This is a genomic window from Nostoc sp. T09, assembly GCF_002154695.1.
In the GTDB taxonomy this organism is placed as follows: Bacteria; Cyanobacteriota; Cyanobacteriia; order Cyanobacteriales; family Nostocaceae; genus Aulosira.
Map to the genome: position 1 here is coordinate 26,488 of NZ_MTAV01000092.1, position 18,571 is coordinate 45,058.

The 18,571-nt window shown below is 40.6% G+C and carries 16 protein-coding genes; 7 read left to right on the top strand and 9 right to left on the bottom strand.

Annotated features, from left to right (window positions below):
• Positions 1-64 precede the first annotated feature (64 nt).
• On the bottom strand, positions 65-283 hold the full coding sequence (locus BV372_RS19215) for an RRXRR domain-containing protein (protein ID WP_086688096.1): 219 nt from the start codon (positions 281-283) through the stop codon (positions 65-67).
• Positions 284-1,272: 989 nt separating this feature from the next.
• The gene (locus BV372_RS37750; RefSeq protein WP_086688097.1) at positions 1,273-3,339 is read right to left on the bottom strand and encodes a pentapeptide repeat-containing protein; all 2,067 of its coding nucleotides are present in this window, start codon (positions 3,337-3,339) and stop codon (positions 1,273-1,275) included.
• Between the two features lie 667 nt (positions 3,340-4,006).
• On the opposite strand from BV372_RS37750, the gene BV372_RS19225 reads away from it, so the two are divergent.
• Positions 4,007-4,201 carry a hypothetical protein gene (locus BV372_RS19225; protein ID WP_086688098.1) on the top strand — a complete coding sequence of 65 codons (195 nt, stop codon included), beginning with the start codon at positions 4,007-4,009 and terminating at the stop codon, positions 4,199-4,201.
• Positions 4,202-4,378: 177 nt separating this feature from the next.
• On the opposite strand, the gene BV372_RS36465 is transcribed toward BV372_RS19225, so the two are convergent.
• A complete protein-coding gene (locus BV372_RS36465) occupies positions 4,379-4,540 on the bottom strand; it encodes a hypothetical protein (protein WP_179198149.1) in 162 nt (53 codons plus the stop codon).
• Between BV372_RS36465 and BV372_RS19230 the strand changes: the two genes are divergently transcribed.
• The 5 genes from BV372_RS19230 to BV372_RS19250 all read left to right on the top strand — a co-directional run bounded on the left by BV372_RS19230 (position 4,539) and on the right by BV372_RS19250 (position 11,111).
• Complete coding sequence (locus tag BV372_RS19230) at positions 4,539-6,398, top strand: NAD(P)H-quinone oxidoreductase subunit F (protein WP_086688099.1); 1,860 nt, start codon at positions 4,539-4,541, stop codon at positions 6,396-6,398. The two genes, BV372_RS36465 and BV372_RS19230, sit on opposite strands and share 2 nt — an antisense overlap.
• Before the next feature lie 183 nt (positions 6,399-6,581).
• Positions 6,582-7,301, top strand: a complete 720-nt coding sequence (locus tag BV372_RS19235) for a carbonic anhydrase (RefSeq protein WP_086688100.1) — start codon at positions 6,582-6,584, stop codon at positions 7,299-7,301.
• A 102-nt stretch (positions 7,302-7,403) separates the two neighbouring features.
• Positions 7,404-8,903, top strand: coding sequence for an NADH-quinone oxidoreductase subunit M (locus BV372_RS19240; RefSeq protein WP_086688101.1), 1,500 nt, complete (start codon positions 7,404-7,406; stop codon positions 8,901-8,903).
• A 192-nt stretch (positions 8,904-9,095) separates the two neighbouring features.
• Entirely contained in the window at positions 9,096-9,707 is a 612-nt protein-coding gene (locus BV372_RS19245) for a CDP-alcohol phosphatidyltransferase family protein (protein ID WP_086688102.1), read from the top strand.
• Between the two features lie 84 nt (positions 9,708-9,791).
• The gene (locus BV372_RS19250) at positions 9,792-11,111 is read left to right on the top strand and encodes a CO2 hydration protein (RefSeq protein ID WP_086688103.1); all 1,320 of its coding nucleotides are present in this window, start codon (positions 9,792-9,794) and stop codon (positions 11,109-11,111) included.
• A 347-nt stretch (positions 11,112-11,458) separates the two neighbouring features.
• Here BV372_RS19250 and BV372_RS19260 read toward each other — a convergent pair whose 3' ends face one another.
• The 6 genes from BV372_RS19260 to BV372_RS19285 form a co-directional block, all read right to left on the bottom strand.
• Positions 11,459-12,640: an AbrB family transcriptional regulator gene (locus BV372_RS19260; RefSeq protein WP_086688105.1), complete on the bottom strand. Its 1,182-nt coding sequence runs from the start codon at positions 12,638-12,640 to the stop codon at positions 11,459-11,461.
• 295 nt (positions 12,641-12,935) lie between these two features.
• On the bottom strand, positions 12,936-13,274 hold the full coding sequence (locus BV372_RS19265; RefSeq protein WP_086688106.1) for a hypothetical protein: 339 nt from the start codon (positions 13,272-13,274) through the stop codon (positions 12,936-12,938).
• A gap of 122 nt (positions 13,275-13,396) precedes the next feature.
• On the bottom strand, positions 13,397-13,783 hold the full coding sequence (locus tag BV372_RS19270; protein WP_086688107.1) for a nuclear transport factor 2 family protein: 387 nt from the start codon (positions 13,781-13,783) through the stop codon (positions 13,397-13,399).
• 244 nt (positions 13,784-14,027) lie between these two features.
• Positions 14,028-14,867: a formate dehydrogenase accessory sulfurtransferase FdhD gene (fdhD, locus tag BV372_RS19275; protein ID WP_086688108.1), complete on the bottom strand. Its 840-nt coding sequence runs from the start codon at positions 14,865-14,867 to the stop codon at positions 14,028-14,030.
• Positions 14,868-14,909: 42 nt separating this feature from the next.
• Positions 14,910-15,608 (bottom strand): Uma2 family endonuclease, encoded by a 699-nt coding sequence (locus BV372_RS19280; RefSeq protein WP_086688109.1) that lies wholly within the window; start codon positions 15,606-15,608, stop codon positions 14,910-14,912.
• A 53-nt stretch (positions 15,609-15,661) separates the two neighbouring features.
• Entirely contained in the window at positions 15,662-17,884 is a 2,223-nt protein-coding gene (locus BV372_RS19285; RefSeq protein ID WP_086688110.1) for an FdhF/YdeP family oxidoreductase, read from the bottom strand.
• Positions 17,885-18,188: 304 nt separating this feature from the next.
• Here BV372_RS19285 and BV372_RS35300 point away from each other — a divergent pair, with 304 nt between their 5' ends.
• A complete protein-coding gene (locus tag BV372_RS35300; protein WP_143845199.1) occupies positions 18,189-18,446 on the top strand; it encodes a hypothetical protein in 258 nt (85 codons plus the stop codon).
• Positions 18,447-18,571: the final 125 nt, after the last annotated feature.

Below are 18,571 nucleotides of genomic sequence, written 5' to 3' on the forward strand. Positions count from 1 at the left end.
TGACCGATCGCAACATTCAAAAAATGTTTATTTTAAGCTATTGTACTGTTGTGCATGAACATGTTTATCGACGCTGCACGCTCCTAGTTTGGTTGACATTTAGGTCAATCTTAAAGCCCAGTTGCTCAAGCCTTGAATGGGTTAGGGGTTCCTTCAGGATGATGGTAAATGGGTATCGCCGGAATACAGCAGCTTCTCCTTGTGACAACAGCTTTCTGGCATAGCTGATGTGTATTGGGTATAAAGGTTGTTTGTCAGCATCAAGGATAAAAACTTTAGTCATTATGGATAAATTTAGCCTAAGCAATAGTTACAAGGTTTTTCATTGAACTAAGCAACCATAGATAGCTGTCCTGTTGCCGTTGCACTTTTGCTCGTACTGTTAAAAAATTACGTCATGAATGTAGGCGATCGCATTTTCTACGAGCTTTAATTTTCAAATCAGTATAGTATTTACTCCAATGTCGTAGTAATTTACAAGAAATTTTGCTACCTATTTTATGACTAATAACCAGGGTAGACTCAATCGGAGTACCATAACGCCACACTTGGTAAAAAATTTCTCAGTAATTATCTAGAAAGCGATCGCGAATATCTTGTCTGGCATAGCCTAAGAGGAATATGGCAATAGATTAATGAGATGTTAAGTTTTGTAGACTTGTAATTGCTGACTGCAAAATAACCTAGTTTGCTAAGTTTTGTTTAGTTGCGGTTTTAACAGCCCTGTTCAAGTTATGGCGGTTTGCTGTTGAGTGCAATACAACTTTTCGAGTTGGGGAAATATAATTAGAAGTCCACAGCATGAGGATTTAGCTTTAGTTGAGTGCAATAAAAATTTTTAAGTCCGGGGAATGAGTAAAAGTTTTGTTCTTTGTTATCTATTTTCCATCCCTCTGAGGAAGTAACAATTATCTGTTTTCCGTTAAAAACTCCTGATATTAAAATTTCTGTACTTTATCTAAGCGGAAACTGCAATATCTTGTAATTATGCACCTGTGGTCTACTCAAGTAAAAATCGCTGTAATCAGAATCATCGAAACTGCATGAACAACAACTTCTTCTCCATAATGAAAATGAGAGCCTAGAGTTTACCTCTAGTACTCTCGTCGTACCGCCCATTTAGCTTTGATATCAGTTGCTCTAAAACTACGGTAATCCACTAGAGTAACAGTAGTTTCAGTTTACAAGGAAAATTTATCACAGGCGCAATTAAAAAGCAAGCCTTGCCAAGAGTTGTGAGATTCTTCGTGAAAGTGGTCTTTTAATGCAAGATTATCCCAGACCGAATAATTTAGAAATTAGCGGCAATAATTTATTACCAGCTTCCACCAATGAAGCGACAGCAGGTAAGCCTGTAAATATTCCTTTCAACATTGTGATTGCAGTCTTTGCAGTCTTCTTCGTGGCATTCTCTTGGGGATTTTTCGCCGCTTCTGCCAAAGTTTGCACTTGTTCTAACGCCTCAGCTTTGTCGTCTGCGGATAACTCTGGTGACTGAGAAATTGCTGCTTGCAATTGCGTCAACAATTCTTTGATTCCGGGTTTTTCTGCTTCGGGTGCATCGGGTAACTGATTGAGGGCAATACTCACATTACCGCTAATTGTTCCTAGGTTGGCGACAGAACCACCCCCAGCAATACCGCTAACATTACTACTACCTTGAATATTGATGCCGCTGATATCAGACACTTTGTTATCTCCTTGTATATAATATTTTGACTGCCCAAGCGCAGTCGTGAGCATATTTTTTAAATCATGAATATAACTATCTTTTTCTATAAGCAATAATTGCTGACTTTGGGACAAAGCCTTGAGTTGATTATAATCATCAAAATATTCGGCGCTGAGTTGGGATTTATCACTCCCTGGCGCGGTTTTAGCTTTGAGTAAGAATTTATCATTGCCGCGTTTCTCCATTGCCACAATTTCTAACTCTGCTTCTGGGTGATTTTCTGCTAGGTTTTTGAACGCGATCGCAATGGCGCGGGGGTCAACACTTTGACTGTGGTAAAGGTCGAGGGTGTCAAAAATTGGCTTGATGAAGTCGCCAAAGTCCCCATCTTTAAATACTTCTTGTTTATTATCAGGTTTGCGATGAGGGTCGGGGTTTTCTTTGGTGGGTAAGCGCATGAAGATATACTCACACCTCACCCCATGCAATTTAGTTTCACTGGTAATGCCCCAATCTTCAATGAATGCACCTGTGAGAGTTGCACCTGTTAAATCGGTTGCGTCTAGTTGGGTTTGCTTGAGTTTTGCTCTGGATAAATCGGCATCTTGCAAATTAGCTTCACTGAGGTCAGCACCGATGAAGCTAGCATCTGCTAAGTTTGCACTACAAAGATTCACACCTCGTAGCGATAAACCATCAAAGTTTTTATCTTGTCCTTTTCTTGTAGTTAGTAACTTTTGAACTAATAATTTTTCCAAATAAGTTGTCCCAATAAGGGCCATATTCAGCTTTTGGGCTTGGAACCAGCAGGTGTGAGTCAAATTAGCATTTCTAAAATCTGTGCTTTTAAGTTTTGCATGAGTGAAATTAGCATCTGTTAGATTGGCGTTACGAAAACTGGTGCCACCTGTGGCAATGACAATCGCTACAGTCTGTTGAATCAATGTAAACTTCTGATTTTTCGATAAAATTAACCAACCAAAGTAATTGGCTAACAATCCCCCACCCAAAGCAAAACCTCCAGTCCAAGCTACAGCCAAAAACCCAGTCCCAATTTTCGACCCAATGATCAAGCACACTAAAAAGAAAGTCCCAGATCCAAACCAAGACAAAGCTACAGCCTGAACCACAGCCCAATCATCAGCCCAAATAACAGCCCCACCTACAGAAGCAATTAAAGCTACAAACATAGCTATAATCACAACTCCAATACCAATTGAAACTACGAACGAAGCTTTATCCCCGCTAATAGCAACAGTACCAACTCCAGCCACAGCAAAAGCTAAAGCTGTAGCCCCGAAAGTTGTCTCCATACCTCGGTGAACTGTAATGATTGCAAAAATTAGCAATAGTATGTATACAATCACACCAGGAAAAACACTATATTTTTGAATGCCTTCAACACTCAAATAGTATTCTTCTGCCTGACGGATAGTAAGTGCTGTTATAAATCCCAGTATTACTATTAGAACTAATGTGATAAATACTAAGTTAAAGATCCAATGTTTTTGTAATCCAGCTTTGGTATGGCTGAAGTTTGCGCCTGTTAAATTAGCATTGGTGAAGTTTGTTCCTCGGATATCGGCATAGCTAAAGTTTGCGCCCGCAAGATCTTGTTGTTTGAAGTTGCGTCCTCGGAGATTTTGCCCTGAGAAGTCTAAAGCCATGTTCCACAGCACGCAGATGAGCAAATTTTACTACACGCTTCAGCCTGTATATTCAGCAATGGTGAAATATTTTGTATGATTCTGGCTTAAAGGCGCGACGTTGAGGGTAAAAGCCGCAATTTCGAGGATAAAAGCTGCAACTTCGGGGATAAAAGCCGCAACGTTGAGGATAAAAGCTGCAACGTTGAGAGTAAAAGGTGCAACTTCGAGGATAAAAGCCGCAACGTTGAGGATAAAAGGCTCATCGTTGAGGATAAAAGGTGCAACGTTGAGGATAAAAGGCTCATCGTTGAGGTTAGTTGATCAAATAAAATCTCCGCTTCGCTGCTAACCCGCCTTGGAATGAATTCCAAGTCTAATAGATCAAGTCTACTGAAGTAGACTCAACTGCATAATTCAGTCCACTTGAGTGGACTTACGCTATTAGCCCGGAACTTCAGTTCTGGGCGGGATGGCGGTTAGGGCGATACTTTCTTCTTTAATAGCCTACCGCAGTGATATATATCAGTAAATGAGTGGTCTGTGGCAATGTGGATATATAGCGGTTCTCGTGTGGATGCAATATACAATCGGGCACAGCAGTACTATGCTCCTACGAATGGTATGTATTCTATACAATAAAGAACGCTATCGGCACAGTATAAACATTCACTTACAGGAAAGACTAATGGAACGCTCGAAAATAATTGCCATTGTTACAGGTGCGATTTCTGTGGTTTTAGCGATCGCCTACCTAATCATAGTCCAGATCCTCGACTACCGCGATATGAAACCCGCCCCCATCAGCCAACTTAACCAACCGCCAGTAATTGTGGCTGGTGATTTCAATAATAAAGTTACTCAAGTGTCAACCCTGATTTAACAAATTTGTAGAGACGCCATCAACTGCGTCTCTTGTCATTTATGTCCATTGAAAAAATCAATGATAAGTATTTATTCTTAGCAAGGATTATCTATAGATAGAAATTAATAGTTATGATTCGTTAATCAAATAAAACCCTTATATAAGAATTAATTAGAGGAAGTATCGATGATTTATTTATTTTAAGTATTTCCTTTTTGTCATAGATAAAGGTAAGCTATTTCTAACAAGATTAAGCAAAGATAAAATCAAATTATCGGTAATGGCCGGGTTAGCTGCAATCAAAGCTCTTTGATTCACAACCCCAAAGTTTTGCTGCAAGTTAAGAGGTAAGTTCATGGCTCAGTTTCTCTTAGAGACTGTTTGGCTAGTTCCGTGCTATGCCTTAATAGGTGGGCTTTTGGCCGTTCCTTGGTCGCCGGGAGTAATTCGCCGTACTGGCCCGAGACCGGCGGGTTATGTCAATTTAGTAATGACATTTTTAGCGTTGATGCACAGTGCGATCGCATTTTTCGCTACTTGGAATCAGCCACCAATAGAAGTATTTATACCTTGGCTCTCTACAGCTGGTTTAAATCTTACCATCGCTATCGAAATTTCTTCAATCAGTGTGGGGGCTTTAATTGTAATCACAGGCTTAAATTTTTTAGCGCAAATTTATGCTATTGGTTACATGGAAATGGATTGGGGTTGGGGACGCTTCTATTCTCTATTAGGATTATTTGAAGCGGGATTGTGTGCCCTGGCTTTGTGTAATAACCTGTTTTTTAGTTATGTAATTCTGGAAGTTCTGACTTTAGGAACCTATTTGCTAGTTGGCTTATGGTTCAGTCAGCCATTGGTAGTCAGCGGTGCAAGAGATGCTTTCCTTACCAAACGGGTGGGTGACTTATTCCTACTGATGGGTGTGTTAGGACTATGGCCTATAGCCGGAACTTGGAATTATACAGAATTAGCTCAATGGGCAACAACCGCAAATGTTGATCCGACAATCATGGCGCTAGTGGGTTTAGCCTTAATTGCAGGGCCAATGGGTAAATGTGCTCAATTCCCTCTGCATTTGTGGTTGGATGAAGCGATGGAAGGCCCTGTTCCCAGTACAATTTTGCGGAACTCGGTGGTGGTTGCGAGTGGTGCGTGGGTGCTGATTAAACTCCAACCTGTGTTAACTTTGTCGCCCATCGTTTCCTCAGCCCTGGTAGCAATTGGTGCAGTTACAGCCATTGGTGCTTCCTTAATTGCGATCGCGCAAATTGATATTAAACGCTGTCAATCCTATTCTGTCAGTGCTTACATGGGGTTGGTGTTCATCGCTGTCGGCACGAAACAAGATGAAGCAGCACTATTATTAGTACTGGCTCATGCTGTATCAGCTGCACTGTTGGTTATGAGTACCGGCGGAATTATCTGGAACAGCATCACCCAAAATGTTAGCCAATTGGGTGGACTATGGTCACGTCGTCCAATATCTGCAATAGCGTTTATTGTTGGGACTTTAGGGTTAATTGGGTTTCCTCCCCTAGGCGGCTTTTGGGCGTTGATGGAATTAACAGATGGACTGTGGGGAAATCAACCTTGGTTAGTAGGTGTAGTTATAGCCGTGAACGCTTTAACAGCCGTAAGTTTAACCAGAGAATTCGGTTTGATTTTTGCTGGTAAACCCAAACAGATGAGTGAGCGATCGCCTGAAGTTCATTGGCCGATGGTATTGCCAATGGTGATTTTACTAGGCTTCGTCTTACATCTTCCCTTAGTGTTGCAAAGCTTATCATTACTACCAAATTGGGTAATTCTCAATAAAGATGTTGCACTGTTGTTAATTTGGTCAAGTATTTTTGGTTGTGGCATTACTGGCGTAATTTATTTAGGTAATATTCCTAAACCAATTCGCTTACCTTGGCAGCCTTTACAAGACTTGTTCGCATACGATTTTTACACCCCAAAAATCTATCGGATGACGATTATTTTCAGCGTCGCCCAACTTTCTAAATTTGCCGATATGCTTGACCGTTTTGTAGTCGATGGCATTGTAAATTTGGTTGGTTTGTTCTCGCTATTAACTGGCGAAGGTCTTAAATATAGTACATCTGGACAAACCCAATTTTATGCCTTCACTGTGCTTTTGGGCGTTGGCGTATTGGGAATGTGGGTAACCTGGCCATTTTGGGGAGTACAGTTTTTAGATTTGATGTTTTAGGAATTAGAAATTAGGAACTAGGGGCTAGAAGAAATAAAATTTTTCGTGATTGACTAATTTAAACAGTGCTGAATGACGAATAAAAATACTAGCCTCTAACCTAACTACTCCTTTCTCATCTGTGATTAGAAAACTTTTCAAGACATTTAGAAGCAGACAAATTTAACGTGTGAGGAGAAGAAAATGAAAAAACAATCTCGCCAAACAAATGTTTCTCGCAGAAATTTACTCAAGCTAAGTGCAGGGGCAATTAGTGCAGGAGTATTAGCAGCCGGAGTTGGAGGAAATTTAGTTGCACCAGGAAAAGCCGCAGCCCAAAGCAAAAAAGATATCACTTCCGATGAAGCATTAAAAGAATTATTGGATGGAAATGATAGGTTTGTAAAAGCAAAAAGACGCAACCCCCACCAAAACCAATCACGTTTACGCGAAGTTGCAAAAGGTCAAAAACCATTTGCTTCGATTCTAAGTTGTGCAGATTCACGAGTACCTTCAGAAATTGTTTTCGATCAGGGACTTGGCGATTTATTTGTCTGTCGTGTTGCTGGTAATATTGCTACGCCAGAGGAAATTGGTAGCCTAGAATTTGGCAGCTTAGTGCTAGGTACCAAAGTCATTATGGTACTAGGTCATGAAAGATGTGGCGCTGTAGATGCAACTATCAAAGGTGCCTCAGTACCAGGGCAAATAGGTAGTTTATTAGTTGCAATTCAACCTGCTGTAGAAAAATCTAAAGGGCAACCAGGAGATAAATTAGAAAATGCTTGTAAAGCTAACGTTTTAGGACAAATTGACAAGTTAAAATCATCCCCTGTTCTCTCTGAGTTAATCAAAGACGGCAAACTGAAAATAGTTGGTGGTTATTACGATTTAGATACTGGCAAAGTCAGCTTAGTTAGTTAAGTTCATTAGTCATTGGTCATTGGTCATTTGTCCCTTAACTATTGACTATTGACCTTGACTCCTTTGAATATTGCTCCTTTTTAGTAACTTACACAAATTGCCATGTTAAGTGTTTTGATTTGGCTCCCGATTTTAGCAGCAGCTATTATCACAGTAATACCTAAAAATCTGCCTACCAATACTGTGCGGTTAAGCGCATTATACTTTGCTGCTATAGTTTTGCTCTGGAATATTTTTATCCTGTTCAAATTTGATATCAGCAATCCGAGTATGCAATTTCAAGAGAATATACCTTGGAATGAAACTCTCGGGTTAACCTATCAATTAGGTGTTGACGGGCTTTCTATATTGATGTTGGTGTTAAATAGCCTGCTTACCTGGATTGCTATTTACAGCAGCAGCAAAGAAACTCAAAGACCTCGGCTTTTTTACTCGCTAATTTTATTAGTTAGTGGTGGGGTAGCAGGTGCATTTTTAGCTGAAAATTTACTGCTATTCTTCCTGTTCTACGAACTAGAATTAATCCCCTTCTATTTACTAATTTCGATTTGGGGAGGGGAAAAACGGGGTTATGCAGGGATAAAATTCCTAATTTACACTGCTGTTTCCGGGGCATTAATTCTGGCAACTTTCTTGGGTATGGTGTGGCTGACTGGTTCTACCAGTTTCGCCTTTGATGCAGTCTCTACCCAAACCCTATCGGCTGGAATGCAAATAATTCTTTTAGCCGGAATAGTATTAGGTTTTGGTATCAAAATTCCCTTGGTTCCCTTTCATACCTGGTTACCTGATGCTTACGTAGAAGCTTCAGCACCGATTGCGATTCTTTTAGGTGGGGTGTTGGCAAAGCTGGGAACCTACGGACTGTTAAGATTTGGCATGGGTATGTTTCCCCAAGCTTGGAGTACCATTGCACCTACTTTAGCAACTTGGGGCGCAGTGAGTGCAATTTATGGGGCAGTAGTTGCGATCGCCCAAAAAGATATCAAGCGCATGGTAGCATACAGTTCCATCGGTCACATGGGTTATATCTTGTTGGCTGGTGCTGCTAGTACTTCCCTGGCGCTGGTTGGTGCTGTTGCCCAAATGTTTAGCCACGGTTTGATTCTGGCTATCTTGTTCCATTTGGTGGGAGTCGTGGAAACCAAAGTTGGAACTCGTGAGTTAGATAAACTCAATGGCTTAATGAGTCCAATTCGGGGTTTACCATTAATTAGTGCTTTGCTGGTATTAAGTGGAATGGCGAGTGCTGGTATTCCCGGTTTAACAGGATTCGTTGCAGAATTTATTGTCTTTCAAGGTAGTTTCTCGGCGTTTCCTATCCCCACAATATTGTGTGTAGTTGCTAGTGGTTTAACCGCCGTTTATTTTGTCATCCTTCTCAACCGCACGTGTTTTGGTAGACTCGACAATTTAGCCTACTATCCTAAAATTGAATGGTTTGAGAGAACACCAGCGTTAATTTTGGCAGCTTTAATCATCTTTTTGGGAGTTCAACCAACTTGGTTAGTACGTTGGAGTGAACCAACAACTACAGCAATGGTAGCTGCAATTCCTACGTTGGAAAAAACCGTCAACTCTGAAATTGCTTTAAAACCATAAATAAGTCACAACTTAGGTAATTTATCAAACTGCCAAGTCGGGTGGGCATTGCCCACCAAAAACTAAACGAACCGCCTTCGCGCAGCGTCTCGCAGAGAAGACACAAAGTACACGAAGAAAAGGAAAGTAAGAGACTTTCTCAAATGATTTAAGATTGCTAAGAAGAGATATTTAGCAATATTAGGAGGAAGGATGAATCTTAAATTAATTCCCAGTGGACTTGTAATATTTCGCTTTTTAATTTCTCCATTTCTCCTCTGGGATGCCCTTGATGGCAAAACAAGTATTTGGTTCATTGTTGGTTTTGTCGCTGCCTTCCTCTCTGATATTTTTGATGGAATTATTGCCCGAAGGCTTGGTGTCAGTACTGCCGAATTAAGACAAGCTGATAGTTGGGCTGATGTCTGCCTTTTTAGTTGCATATTTGTGAGTGCTTGGTTGGTATATAAAGATGTTTTAATTGCTGATCGCATACCATTACTCACAGTTGTTTTCGCACAATTGATATGGTGGATAGTGAATTTAGTTAAATATGGTAAACCTGCTAGCTATCACACCTACTCAGCTAAGTTTTGGGGAATTACTCTTTGTATTGCGATTATTTCTCTGTTTGGCTTTAACTACGCAGGAATTGCCTTATGGCTGACTTGTATTGCTGGCGTAGTCTACAGTATTGAGGAAATAGCCATGACAATCATTCTGCCAGTATGGACACATGATGTTTTGAGTATTTTCCATGCCCTGAAAATTCGGGAAAATTTATTAATCCAAAATAACCAAATTCAAGAAGAGCCATCATTATAGTAGTTTTAAAATAATTATCAGAAACTACTAATGATAAATGACAGCCTTTACAAAAAATCAGAGAACTAAAAGAGGATTTATATTATGACAACAACTGTTGATAAAGTAACTAAATTACCTCCTTCCCATCATGAGTTTGCAGAAGTAATTCATCGCTTAGAAGCTGGCGGTTCGATGCTACCCGATACTCCAGAAAACCTAATGCAAATTATCGGCTTGTATAAAGCTTATGCAGTGCCGATGGATTTTTACTGGCGCGATTTACTTTATATTGCTGAACGCGAATTTTTAAATCCCTTTCCTTTCTTTAAATACTTCTTACCTAAAGAGTATTTAGACCGACATAATCATTATGCTGGTGATGATGCCGATTTACGCATTTGGCGCGGACAAGCTACAGCCCATCCAGAATTATTGGCATTTATCGAAAAAGGTGAAACTGGCAAAATGCCCAAATTATTTCACCATCTATTCCACGATCGCATTAACATGGAGTTTGCTGAAGCTTGTATGCGGGCTATGCTTTGGCATCGTCAAATGTATGCGCCAGTGAACCAGTTTGACGCTTACCTCGACTCGGAAGAATATAAAGCTAATGCTGATAGGGCAATTAAAGCTTATTTCAAAGGTAATCCAGTAATGTTGACACTGCACAAGTTGTTCCCGAATATGTTTTTGGAACAGTGTCGCCAGATGTCTTACTACTCTAACTTAGGCTTATTCTGGGAAGTCATGGCACCTGTGTTCTTTGAAATGTCGGATATCTACGACGAAGGTGGGTTTAAAGGTGTCCCCGATGCGATGAACTTTTTGGTGAATGGCATTTTTGCGATCGCAGGTCGTCCGATTTACCATCATGTATATATTGATGGGGAGTGCTATGAAATTATTCCCAAATCTAAAGGTTTTACCTGGCTATACGAAGCCGCCTTACCCTATGTAGAAGCAGTTTTCTACCGCACAGCCCCTTTCCGGGGGACAAAATCTTATAATGCTCAAGCAGGTCAAGTACCTGACGAGCAAAAAGATTTCCACTATGGCATTCTCTACGCTGATGTGTTTCCTGTAGGTACTGCTGGTATTCCGCCAACACTGTTGATGCAAGATATGTTACACTTCTTACCCCAATATCTTGTTGATTATTACAAAAAATATTGCCGTGGCGAAGAAGATATGTTGATTCAGTTAGGAATTAGTTTCCAACGCTCAATGTACAATGTAACTTCGGCGGTAATTCAAGCATTACGAACTGCACTTTTATATCCTTTAGATGACACAAATCCCAAACATTTACAAGCAAATCGAGAATTCTTTGAAATGCAGCTAAATCGCTTTACTCGCGCTGATTACAATATGCGTGATGCTGCACGTTTACGGGATATTCAACGCCAGGATTACAGGTAATTTGTAATTACTTCGTAGGGTGTGTTATGCCGTAGGCTAACGCACCTTGAATTGTTAATGGCGCGTCGGTGTGTTGTCGCGTAGCGCAACACACCCTACATTAAAACAGCAGCCTGAAGCAACTTCAGGGTTCCCAGAATTAACTTCAGGGTTGACGTTTGCGTGTTTCGCGTACCCAGAATCAACTTCAGGGTTGACGTTTGCGTGTTTCGCGTACCCAGAATCAACTTCAGGGTTAACGTTTGCGTGTTTCGCGTACCCAGAATCAATTTCAGGGTTGACGTTTGCGTGTTTCGCGTACCCAGAATCAACTTCAGGGTTCCCGGAATCAATTTCAGGGTTGACTGTCAAGTAGATAAGTTCCCATCAAGACGGCGAAACAGAAATATCCAAATTGGCAAAGAACTATTAATTGCAATCAACCTGACTAAATGACCAGTTGTGACAACTTCAACATTATGATTCAATACTAAGGAAACTAGAATCATTTCTGCTGAACCTCCTGGTGCGGTAACTAATAGACAAGTTAACCAATCCCAAGAAGTTAATTGCATAGCCAGCATAGCAGCGATCGCACCAGCAATTAAAGTCATTGCTACAGACATCACAGCATAGGCTACTGTGCGTTTCCCAAAAGTAGGTTTATCTCCCCAATACTCACCAATGGTAATTCCTAATAGCATTTGACCAACTATATTAATCAGTGATGGTGGAGTAAAGTGAAGATTATGTACAAAAGGCAGCAAATTTAGCACGGGATTAAATCCTATACCAATTAACAATGCACCAAAAAAATCGCCTGCGGGAATCTTAAATAATATCGATAAATAAACTGCAAATCCAGTTACCCCCAGTGCTAACAAGAGTAATCCTAATTGTGATGGCTCGAAACTCAGTAGATTACTTTGAATAGAGATTGTTTGTGGATTCCAAGAATTACCAACTGTGGTTCTAGCGATAAAAGGAATAAGAAAAACCACAGAAGTGACGCGCAAGGCTTGAACTAATGCCACTAAGGTGACATTTCTGCCATAATCGGCGGCAATAGCTGCCATAATTCCCACACCACCGGGAACTGTAGCTAGCATTGCTGTTAACAAATTAGTTTTGCTCAGGCGGGAATAAATGTAGCCAATACCACTACCACAAAGTAGAAGAAAAAATGTTAGTAAAACAAAAATCGGAATACCAGAAGTTACAGTAGCTAAATCGCTATGGCTACTTGCGGCTCCAACTGTTAATCCTACTAATCCCATGCCAACCTTTCTAGCAGTTCGGTTAGGTTTGGGAGAATATTGATAGAAAATTCGGCATCCCTGTAAAATTACAGTACCAGCAGCGATACCCCCAAATATCCAAGCAATTCCCCCAATGTGGAACCTTGCTAAACTTAAACCTAAAGGCAATGCTAGCAGCATTTCTAAAATTAGGACAGCTAGTTGCTTGACAAATAGGTTTTGTGGAGCAACGGTAGGATTTTCAGCAGTGGAGTCCTCCACGATGGGAGCAATGCTAAAGCTATGATTCATTGATAAAGCGCATTTTTAATTAGTTTAACTTTGCCTATAAGCTAATGCGCTCGCGCAATACCTCAGATAATGTTTAAATTCAAATGTTCTAACCAATGACATAGAATTTTTATATAAATAATGTAACCACAGCATTATCAAAAGCAGTTTCTAAATAATTTTTGTAGTTAATCATACAGTAAGGACACAACATAAGTTGTGCCCCTACGTACAAACTGTATTTTTTCTAGAGTCTAGTTGTTTACTATTTCAGCTATCTTGGCATCAATCCATTTTTCATCTCGCTGACTAAAGCCTAGTCTTCATCAAGAGCCGGGAAAGCTTCCTCTAACTGCCACAACTCATCTTTATGTTCCATGAACCAAATACGAGTTTCTAGAGTCAATTGACTCCAAATGTTTTCTACAGGAATATGAGGAGATGCATATCGATACTGCTCACCAAGTAATTTGAGATTTTCCGCCACATCAAGGGGAATACCGAACTCTCGCCAGTCAACGTTTACATTTCTGCCAGAAAGTCCTGCTGCGGGGTCGAAAATTAATTGTGCGGCTCTAACTAAATCAGCAAAGTGATTTGCTTTCAGTCCGATTATTTGCTGAATTTGGGGTGATTCATTATGCTGTTGAGACATTGTCGCTGGAGTGGTGAAGATTAGTCGTTGGTTGAACTTACTGCCAGAGATTTTGCTCCCAATGCCTTTAGTCTAACGCACAGCGGCTAATCTGGATAGTTTGAACTACCAAAAAAGTAATTCTAAGCGCGCAGTTGAGCCACCATTGCTGCTGGATTCCAGTAAGCGCGAATAGTTTGAATCTTATCTGCTTCGTTAATCTCAAAAATCGTAATTCCTTCAAAATTTACTGATTTACCAGTTTTGCTCACTCCTTGCATTTTCCACTTAACTGCTGCCTCATTACCAGCTATAAAAATGTGCTCGGTTGTTGGTTCTAGTTTTTCAAAGACCGCTTGCAACTGCCCTATAAATTGACGAAATCCCTCATGCACTTTTGTAGGTGGTTCACCGACTGGATCGTAACTTAATGCATCTTCGGCAAAGTTTTCTACCCAGCCTTCGGGATTCATGGTTGCAATATTTGCAAAGTAAGCAGCAACAATTTTTTCAATGGTTACAGTTGACATAGGATTAGTTTCCTTAATTATCAATATTTTTACTGGTAATTAATTATGTATTACAAAAGCTAGCTTTTATTTATTGCCGATGAGATATTTCTCAAATCAATAACTAAAAGGGTATGAAATAGCTATATATTTTATAGAAAACAGCTTGGTAAAAATTAATGATTCATAGTTGAGTCTTAATTTTTATAATCATCATTAAACTTGCCATAAGCCAGGTTAGTAAATTGGCTTGCACCCACGACGATCAAATAGCATTTATTCTTTCCCAACCAGTGTAGATATTGAAACGTTCTCCCCGCAGAAATCCAATTAAAGTAATCCCGAATTCTTTAGCAACAGAAACAGCTAAACTGCTAGGAGCCGAAATAGAACAGACAATAGGTATCCCAGCAGCAGTAGATTTTTGTAAAATCTCAAAGCTAGAGCGTCCACTAACCATGACAATATGATTATTTAAAGGCAACTCATCATTAAGTAAAGCTAAACCAATCAATTTATCTAAAGCATTATGACGGCCGATGTCTTCTTGCAAATTTAACATTTGTCCTTGGGCATCGAACACAGCCGCAGCGTGCAAGCCGCCTGTAGCAGTAAAGATACCTTGAGCAGATCTGAGCTGTTCTGGTAGGCTGTAAATAATTTCTGGTGTAACCATAGGGCCTAGGGGAATTATTGGACAACCCCGCAAACGTAAAGCTTCAAGGCTAGCTTTACCGCACACCCCACAAGCGCTATTAGTATAAAAGTGTCGCTCCAACGGTTGTAAATCTGGAATCAACCCTTCTCGGAGTTCTATATTTACTATGTTGTAACGCTGCTCACCATCTACAGATTCATCGACGCAATAACTCATGCGTTGAATATCTTTTTTAGAGTTAATGACTCCTTCACCGTATAAAAAACCAGCGGCTAATTCAAAATCTGCCCCTGGTGTTCGCATAGTAACAGCTATAGTGCGATTCTGAGAAACTAGCCGAATCTCTAATGGCTCTTCAGTGGTGAGATGATCAAAGCGAGTACGCATTTTGCCATTTTCTACCACCCAGACAGTAGCTTTTGTCTTGCTTCCCAAAGGTTTAATCATTAGTAGGATTTAGTGCATTTGGCTTTCTCTTCCGTACCACTGTTATAAATTCTCTGGATCAATACCTAATTCTCGCAGTTTTGCTGCTAGGCGTTCAGCTTTTTGCTTTTCTTGTTCGGCGCGTTGCTTTTCTTGTTGAGCAAATTCTTCTGGTGTAGGAATTAGCTGTCCTTCCGCAGTAATATAGCGCAATTTATTTTCATGCACACCCAAGTACAAACTTAGCTGCTGACTCCATAACAAACCTTGAGGATTAGGTTCTATGGGATGGTATGTACCACCAACTAAGATAAACCCGGCAAATTCTAAATTCTTGGGGTCAAACCAGAAGTATTCTGGAGTGCGGAAAATATCTTGATAAATTTGTTTTTTTAAGCCCTTGTCAACCGATGCCGTTGTTGGAGAAAGTAATTCTATAATTAAGTTTGGATATTTGCCGTCTTCTTCCCACACAACCCAAGTGTCACGAGGTTGGTTTTCAGTGTTGAGTACAACAAAAAAATCAGGGCCGCGAAAATCTTCTGACTTACGCTGACGTTGACTGTAATAAATAGTAAGATTGCCAGCAGCAAAAAAATCATTAAAATGCTGCTGGTCTCGCCACCACCATTCCAGGCATTTTAATAACAGCAACATCTGCTGTAAATGTAGATAGCTTTCCAAAGGCGGTTCGTCACTGTATAAATCACTGTCTGGAAATATAACACCTTCTGGGGTAGGTAAATCTTTGGCGACGGACATGGCTGCAAGTGTTTGGATGATATAAGTTTTAGTGTAGCTGGATGAAACTAAATTCAGATTTTTTCCAAATGTACGATCGCATTGTAATCGGGTACTCCTTCTACAGAACGCTTACTTTTATCTAGGAGTATGTTTCCTTCAGGCCAATGTACTTGTAAGTTTCCCGGTTGAATCGGTGCTAAATAAACTTGTCCTTGTAACTCGCCTAAATCATTTTTAAGAATTACGCGATCACCATTTTTTAAACTTAATATTTCCGCATCAGAGGCATTGATTAATACTGCTTCTCTTACTGCCCCAGTAATCGCATCTTTGCGTTCTTGTACCATACTATTAAACTGCTTACCCCGCCGCGTTGCTACAAAGAAACAACCTGCTGGTAATTGTTTTTGAGGTGGAGATAAAGGCGTAAAGTGTGCTTTGCCATTGGGTGTAGAAAAGCTCCAGCCAAAACACAGATGGGAACCACCATACTGAAATTGATCTCCCTGTTGCTGTAAGTGTTGAATTCCAGCGTATTGGGAAACAACTTGGGCAATTTCCTGGCGCATTATAGCTGTATTTTCAAAACTCAGCTTGTCTTTTAAATCTGGCCTTACCCGTTTTGCCAATTCCATAAATACTTGCCATTCTGGACGCGCTTCTCCAACGCGCGGCCCTGGAATTTCGGGGTTGAAAATTACTCGCCGTTCGGTGCTAGTTTCTGTTACTCCTCCTGGGATTTCGTAGCGAGTTGTAGCAGGTAAAAGCACTACTGTATCCGCAGGTTCCACTAACATTTGGCTAGAAAGCACAATATCCATATGCACCCGCAGTGGTATCCGCTTTAGTGCAGCTTCGACATAATCCGGTTCTGGCAATACTTCTAGAAAATTACCTCCCACAGAAAATAACACATCTAGCTGTCCCTGATGCGCTGCATTAATCATTTCTGGAGCAATTAAACCTTGAGTTGCAGGTACTTCAAAACCCCACATCTGACTTAATTGGGTAGCATTTTCTGAAGTGATGGGCTTACCACCAGGAAACACTGTAGCGTAACATCCCATTTCTGCACCACCCTGCACTCCAGAGTGACCGCGAATTGGCATTAAACCGCAGCCTTCCCGACCGACAAAACCTTTGGTGAGTGCTAAGTTGATGATACTGCGCACATTATCTTCACCACATTCATGCTGGGTGATTCCCATGCTCCAGACAAATACAGCTTTGTTGGCTTTACCAACCATTTTGGCAAAGGCATACATTTCATCGCGGGTGCTTCCAGAAAGCCGTTCTAATTCTTCCCACGATTGGCTGGACAGCAATGCCTTGAGTTCCTCAAAACCGCTTGTATAACGCTCAATAAACGACTGATCTAGCCAGTTGTTGGCAATCATGTGCTTAATTGTGCCATTCAAAAATGCCATGTCTCCGCCCAAGCTGACCAGAAAGAAATCTTCGGCAAACTTGGTGCCAAATAAAGCACTTTCTACAATTGAAGGCACCCAATAGCGCTCCATTCCAGGCTCGCGGTAAGTGTTAATCACTACAATTTTTGTACCAGCTTTCTTCGCATAGTGGAGATACTTCACAGTGACAGGCTGATTGTTAGCAACATTAGAGCCAATGAAGACCAATAAATCAGTACCAATCCAGTCTTTATAAGAACAAGTAGTAGCTCCCACACCAAGAGCAGACTTCAGACCTGCGGTGCTGGGGGAATGACAGATCCGGGCAGCATTATCAATATTGTTACATCCCATTGCCCGCACAGCTTTCTGGGTGGCGTAGTAGGTTTCGTTAACAGTGCCGCGACTGGTAATGTAAAAACTGAGGCGGTTTGGTGAAGTAGCGCGAATACGACTGGCAATAACTTCTAGGGCTTGGTCCCAACTTACACGCTGAAAACCTTTTTCTCCCCGTTGACGGATCATTGGATAGGGAAGCCTTCCCAAATCACGCAATTGAGCACTTTTTTGAGTTTGCAACAGTGAAATATCCTTCAGCAGCGCTGGGTCCAAAGCTGGCATAGTATTCATTTGTAACAGCCGCAGCCTCACATTGCAGAGATGAATACCATCAAGCGTCCAATCCTTCATCCCGGTGGTTCCTAAAGCGCAACCATCACAGACACCCTTATTTAAAATATTCCATGCATAAGGCAGCTGCTTACGTGACAACCACATGGCCCGAAAAACTTCCCAGTAGTTATTCGGGTACTGTTCGCCAATGCCAAAGGGCTTCCAACTTGCCCAGTGTGAAGGTGTCCAATATTTCTTGGGTTTAGGCAACATGATGGGTATATGCAAGTGAACAACCGCCACTTCCAGGCTACCTTTTTAAGTAGTAAATGAGCAGTACGGTAATAAATCTGGATATTCAAGGCTTACACAAAATTTCTCTTAGGTAGGATTTACTCATAAGGTGTCTGTAGTTTATGAAGATTGTTAATTAAATCTGGGTTAAGTCACGTATAAGGGAAATACTGATTGGCTAAAAGTCTTGCAGTCTATGCTTTGGAGCAATTTTAGCTAGATTTCAGAAATTCTTGTATTTACAGGTGTAGTAAGTAATATCGATTTTCTAAGCTTACTACTTATGAATCGCTTTACATCTTTTATTCTTGCAGGCTCAATAGCATCTATAGCAACTTTAGCGATCGCTCAAACTACTGACGCAACTACATGCGCACTTTACCGTAATTGCTACTATCATACCTCTCGTACCTATAAACCTCAGATTGAGAATGATGTAAATAAGAACCTCTACAAAAGTGGTATTTTGAGCATGTTCATTATTTTTGTGACAACGAGAATAGCAAAAACTGCCTTAGAGTCGTGGCTGACTAAAGCGTAAAATTTTCTAAAACTCTTTGTATATTGGGGGCAATGGTTGAGATGATGTTGCAATGACTCGATTAATTACAGCAGAATTCAGGAGTTAGAATTCAGAATTCAGAAGTAAAACAGTCTTTATGCTTG